The sequence below is a fragment of the Stenoxybacter acetivorans DSM 19021 genome, assembly GCF_000745895.1.
Taxonomy (GTDB): domain Bacteria; phylum Pseudomonadota; class Gammaproteobacteria; order Burkholderiales; family Neisseriaceae; genus Stenoxybacter; species Stenoxybacter acetivorans.
This window is the reverse complement of record NZ_JQKE01000029.1, coordinates 24,954-30,953: the sequence shown is the minus strand read 5'-3', so window position 1 is coordinate 30,953 and position 6,000 is coordinate 24,954. Positions and strand designations below refer to the sequence as shown.

Annotated in this window: 3 protein-coding genes; all 3 read left to right on the top strand. The window is 48.3% G+C overall.

Going from position 1 to position 6,000, the window contains the following annotated elements:
- The first annotated feature begins 94 nt into the window (after positions 1–94).
- The 3 genes from Q384_RS05335 (at position 95) to Q384_RS13225 (ending at position 5,881) form a co-directional block, all read left to right on the top strand.
- Complete coding sequence (locus Q384_RS05335) at positions 95–4,444, top strand: AAA domain-containing protein (protein WP_245608510.1); 4,350 nt, start codon at positions 95–97, stop codon at positions 4,442–4,444.
- 113 nt (positions 4,445–4,557) lie between these two features.
- The gene (locus tag Q384_RS05330; RefSeq protein ID WP_037586436.1) at positions 4,558–5,694 is read left to right on the top strand and encodes a Fic family protein; all 1,137 of its coding nucleotides are present in this window, start codon (positions 4,558–4,560) and stop codon (positions 5,692–5,694) included.
- Positions 5,695–5,704: 10 nt separating this feature from the next.
- Positions 5,705–5,881, top strand: a complete 177-nt coding sequence (locus tag Q384_RS13225) for a hypothetical protein (RefSeq protein ID WP_156956457.1) — start codon at positions 5,705–5,707, stop codon at positions 5,879–5,881.
- Positions 5,882–6,000: the final 119 nt, after the last annotated feature.

The following is a 6,000-nucleotide window of genomic DNA, read 5'->3' as shown; positions in this document are numbered from 1 at the left end:
TCCCTCCCTCCCTCCCTCCCTCCCTCATACTGAACGCCTTGAGGATCATCTTGAGATTCAACAGACATGGAATCGTTATGTCAAAGACAAATGGTTGCCGTGGTCGAAAGTGCATAATGCGTGGGAGAGCGTACACAAGGTCTATTCCGCGCTCTTTACTATCTATCAAGAACAACTCCGACTTGGCGAAGAATATGAACTTGTGCTTGGTCTGGGTCTATTGACTTGGCAAACACCCACGAAACAGCGCACTCGGCGTCATTTAATTGTCGCCGACGCCATCTTAGAGTTCGAAGCCCGCTTGGGGAAGTTCACTGTCCGTCCCCACACTGAAGGTGCCAAGCTGCGCCCCGAACTTGATATGCTGGATATTGAGGATCAACCGGTGCGCGCGGAGGAAACCGCGAAGTCATCACTGTCCGCAGCCCAAGACGATCCGTGGGAAAAAGGCTGTGTTGAAGGTGTTCTTAAAGCCTTGGTGCATTCAATCAACCCGCAAGGTGAATATGATGACTCGCCGGAGGCGAAATCAAACATTCGTGCCTTGGAGAAGCCCATCGTCGAATATGCTCCCGCTCTGATTCTGCGTAAGCGTTCCGCCAAAGGACTGACCGAAGCCTTGGAACGGATCAAAGAACAGATCGGGCAGGGCGAAAACATACCCCGCGAATTCGCGGATCTTGCAGAAATCGGTTCGCGGGATGAGCGCGAACCGAACGATGAGTCGGAAGAGGCAACCGCTGTTTTCAGTGGTGAGGTCTTTTTTCCCAAGCCATCGAACGATGAGCAACGCCGCATTGTGGACAAGATTCGTACGGCAGGCGGCGTGCTTGTGCAAGGTCCGCCCGGCACAGGGAAATCCCATACGATCGCCAATTTGATTTGCCATCTGCTTGCCACAGGACAGCGAACGCTTATTACCGCGAAAACACCGCGCGCGCTTCATGTTCTTAAAGGGCTTATTCCTGATGAGTTGCGTCCGCTTTGCATCAATCTGCTTGGCAGCGGGCTTGAGGAGCGCCGCTCTCTCGAATCCAGTGTGAATGGTATTCTCCAGAAAAATGATGATTGGAATGAAGACCGTGCCAGGAACGAGCGCACGAAATTTGAACAATGCTTGCAGCAGCTCCGCGAGGAAAAGGAACGGGTCAATCAACGGCTTCGCAACATCAGGGAATCCGAAACGCATCATCAATCCATCGCAGAGGGAGCTTACCGAGGAACAGCGGCCAGAATCGCCGAAGCCGTGAGCCGCGACCGCACTGCCTACGAGTGGTTCTTGGATTCGGTGCCTTTAGAAAAGCCCTGCCAGATATCCACAAACGATTTGCAAGTTGTTCTGAAAGCTCTCTGTTACTTTACGCCTGAGAAGCGCAAAGAATTGGGTCGTGTGTTACCCAATATCTTGCTGTCTGCGGAAGATTTTGCCTGTTTGGTGGAGAAGGAGATAAACGCAGTTAAAGAACAGGAGTCATTAACGGTCGGTGCTGATAAACATTTCGCCGATTTGCTGGCAAGAAACGAGCCATCGACCATTGAAGCGATTCGTAACACTCTATTCACATTTCGCGACACCAAAAAAAGGCTAATGTCGGCTCCGCATTCGTGGATGAATGATGCCGTGCGCGATGTCTTGGGCGGAAATTCGTCCCTGTGGCATAAATTATTCCGCGTTACACGAGATGCTATTACATCAGTCGAGGATCACATTGCGGTAGCTGACGACACCAAGATTGAATTCCCGGATACCTGCGACGCCAGAGTGCTATATAAAGACGCCATGATACTGAAAGAGCACATGGATAGCGGCGGGAAATTGGGTTTAGGTGTATTCCGACCAAAGCCAGTAAAAGAACGGCTTTATGTGATCAAATCTGTGAAAATCGGCGGGAGCCCTTGCTTGACAGCCGAACATTTCTCAACTCTTGTCAATGCGCTGCATGTCCGCATCGAATGCGAGAAAGCATGGGGCTTTTGGGTAGATCGGTCTGATAAGGCGCAAGGGCCTTACGCTTTGCAATTGACCGCTCTAAAATCACTGAGCAACGCGCTTGAAAACGCTTTATCGCTTGAAAAAATTATTGGCAAATATCGTGAGGCAATACAGAGATGCGCGGCGATGGAAGAGCCTATTTGGCAGGATGAAACCGAGGTGGAAAGAATAATCCTGTCCTGCCGTCTCGCATTGGCAAATATCCACAGACGGATTACTGCTGAGGAAATTCAGCGCGCTGAAGAACCGGTTTCTTCCATAGCCGCCAAAGGCAACGCACATCCTGAAACAAAAAAATTACTGAAAGCGATTCGTGATCGCAATGTTAGTGGATTCGCGCAAAGCATAAACAAGATACAGGATTTGGATAAGGAGCACCTACACCTTCAAAAAATCGAAGAATACTTAACGCAATTACGCAAACTGCTTCCGCGCCTTGCAGATTGCTTGAAGGATACCTGTAACGAGCCGTATTGGGAGGAAAGAATCCGGCGTATTGGCGATGCTTGGCATTGGGCGCAAGCGCGATACTGGATTGAGGATTACATACGACAGGAAGATGTCCCGGCACTCGCCAAGCGTACCAAACAAATTGAAGATGAGATAAACAGCATCATCGCAAAGCTTGCCTCGCTCCACGCATGGTCGTTTTGTTTCTCGCGGCTTAAGGAAGACCATCGCCGCAATATGGAAGCTTGGCAGCAGTCCATGCGGAAGCTTGGCAAGGGGACGGGGAAGCACGCGGCATACCATCGCCGCGAAGCGCAAAAGCATCTTAATAAATGCCGTGAGGCGGTTCCTGCATGGGTAATGCCACTACATCGCGTCTGGGACACCGTTGAACCCGCTTCTGGCATGTTCGATGTGATTATTGTGGACGAGGCTTCACAATGCGGCTTCGAAGCACTTCCATTGCTCTATCTCGGAAAGAAAATACTGATCGTTGGCGATGACAAACAGATCAGCCCGGATGCCGTGGGTTTACCCCGCGATGCGGTACATCGCCTAATGGAGGAATTCCTTTACGATTTCGATTACAAATCGTCTTTCGATATAGAGAGCAGCTTGTTCGATCACGGAAAACTTCGTTATGGAACCAGGCAGATTACATTGCGCGAACACTTCCGCTGTATGCCGGAAATAATTCGGTTCAGCAACGATCTTTGCTATTCGGATACGCCCCTGATTCCATTGAGACAGTATGGTCCGAATCGATTGCCGCCGCTGGAGCATGTTTTTGTGAGTGGAGGACATCGCGAAGGTTCAGGTAGCGGAATAATTAACCGACCAGAAGCTGAAGCTATTGTCAAAAGAATCATGGAAATGTCCGGCGACAGCCGATACGATGGCAAGACGATGGGTGTAGTGGTTCTCCAGGGAGAAGCGCAAGCGGCTTTGATTGAGAATCAATTGCTTGAAAAACTGGGCGCGGAAGAAATGGAACGGCGACGCCTGGTCTGCGGCAATCCCTACAGCTTCCAAGGTGATGAGCGGGATATTGTGTTTTTGTCGCTTGTTGCCGCCAACAACGAAAGAATCGGACCCTTAACAAAGGCGGCTGATGAGCGGCGTTTCAACGTTGCAGCCAGCCGAGCTCGCGACAGCATGATTCTTTTCCATTCTGTCACCAGTAACGATCTCAGCACCTCATGTCTTCGGAAACAGTTACTTGATTTCTTTGAGAATACGAGACCACAGCAGATTGCAGGAATCAAGGTGGAAGAACTGGAGCGGCGGGCAGCACAAGACAACCGAGGCATCGTAAATCCACCACCACCCTTCGATAGCTGGTTCGAAGTTGATGTTGCATTGGAACTACTTCGCAAGAAATTTGTTGTACTGTCACAGCACGAAGTTGCTGGAAAACGGATCGACCTCGTGGTTGAGGGCGGACAGGCGCGGCTAGCCGTTGAGTGCGACGGTGATCATTGGCACGGAGCTAACCGTTATGAAGACGATATGCAGCGTCAACGGCAATTGGAGCGTTGCGGATGGGCGTTTTTCAGAGTTAGAGAATCGGCGTTTTACTCAAACAAGATTGATGCCTTGAAGGGTCTTTGGGATGCGTTAGAGGCAAGATGCATTTACCCGCAAGATATCAGTGTTGGTATTTCTGACGAACAAAACACCTCTACATCAGCACCGCAAGATAAATCAACTGAAGAAAACCACCGAGAAAACGAATCAGCTAGGTCCATTCATGAGCCAGATGTCGATATCATAGTTGAGGTCGGGGATACAGTAGTTTATGTTGATAGTAAAAATCCTCAGGTTGAGAAGCAGATTTTAATAACTAACGAAAAATCTATGCCAGAATTGGGAATCATCAATGTCAATACACCAATTGCAAGTGCACTTATAGACGCGGCACTGGACTCCACGATTGAGGCAAAATTACCCACTGGAGCGGTCTTGCTGCGCATCAAAGACATTAAGAAGCCAAAAAATTAAATGCTTCGTAGCTCCCTTATAAAGACCTGTCTGAACTTTGCGGCGAATAAGCCGCCTATACACCGCATTTTTGCGGTGTATAATCAATTTATTCACCGTAGCAGGCTTTAAACATGGCACACTATCTCTATCAACACCCCAATTGGACGGCGTTTACTTGGCAAGCGGCTGCCATTAGCGGTTTGCTGGGCGAAACTCGCTATTTGCAAGGGCGGTTATTGGGGCAAGTGCAGTCTTTGGGCTTTTTGCCCAAAACCGAAAAACATTTGGAAACGCTTACTGTTGATATTTTGCAATCTTCAGCCATTGAGGGTGAAAATTTAAATTATGCGCAAACCCGTTCATCGGTGGCTCGGCGTTTGGGCTTGGAAATGGCGGGTTTGGTGCCGTCGGCACGACATATTGACGGGGTGGTGGAAATGATGTTGGATGCTACTCAAAGTTACCAAAAACCGCTCACCGAGTCCCGTTTATTTGGCTGGTACGCTTCCCTTTTTCCCACAGGCTACAGTGGTATGTTCCCGATTGTGGTGGGGCAATATCGGCATGAGGAAATGCAAATTATTTCGGGTGCGGTGGGCAAGGAAAAGGTGTATTACCAAGCAATACCGCCGAAACAAATCCCCGCGGAAATGGCAACTTTTTTGCAGTGGTTTAATCAGGAAAGCGATTTAGACCATGTACTGAAAGCCGCCATTGCGCATTTGTGGTTTCTCAGTATTCACCCTTTTGATGACGGAAATGGACGCATTGCCCGCGCCTTATCCGATGTGCTGCTGGCACGCAGTGAACACAGCAGTGAGCGTTTTTATAGCTTTTCCAAGCAAATCCACGCCGAAAAGAAGCAATATTATCAAGCCCTGCAAAATGCCCAACACGGTGATACGGATATTACCCAATGGTTGCAGTGGTTTTTGACTTGCCTGAAACATGCCCTGCAAGACACCGAAATCAGCTTGCAAAGCATTGTCAAAAAAGCCGAGTTTTGGCAGCAACATCGCGATACCGTGATTAATGAACGGCAACGCCTGATAATTAACCGCTTATTTGACAGTTTTTCAGGCAACCTGACTTCATCAAAATGGGCAAAAATCACCAAAACTTCCGCTGATACCGCCTTGCGTGATATTAATGATTTGATTGCTAAGGGTATATTACAGAAAAGCGATAGCGGCGGCAGAAGTGCGCATTATTGGTGGGTGGGTAAGGCGAATTTTCTATCTCAGTGCATAAATAAAGGGAAATGCTGAAAAGAAAAAAATGGCGGAGTTACTCAAATATGGACGCGTCAATTTTTTAACGGAAGCGGATTTTCAGGAAAATAGTGAACTGGATAAAGTGGTTAAAAATATAATTGGCAAGATACAGCGGGAAGATGCTTTGATAAGAGAAAATCAACAGCAGATGCGCAAAATTCAGGGAGCAAGTAACGGTTAAAATAATCAGCGTTTAACAGGCTGTAAATAGCACTATTTTTTCACAAGTCTATATTTCCAAATAGTAAACCGACATTTCCATACCGACAGCATGCCTCAGCAGACAGCCAATAAAATAAG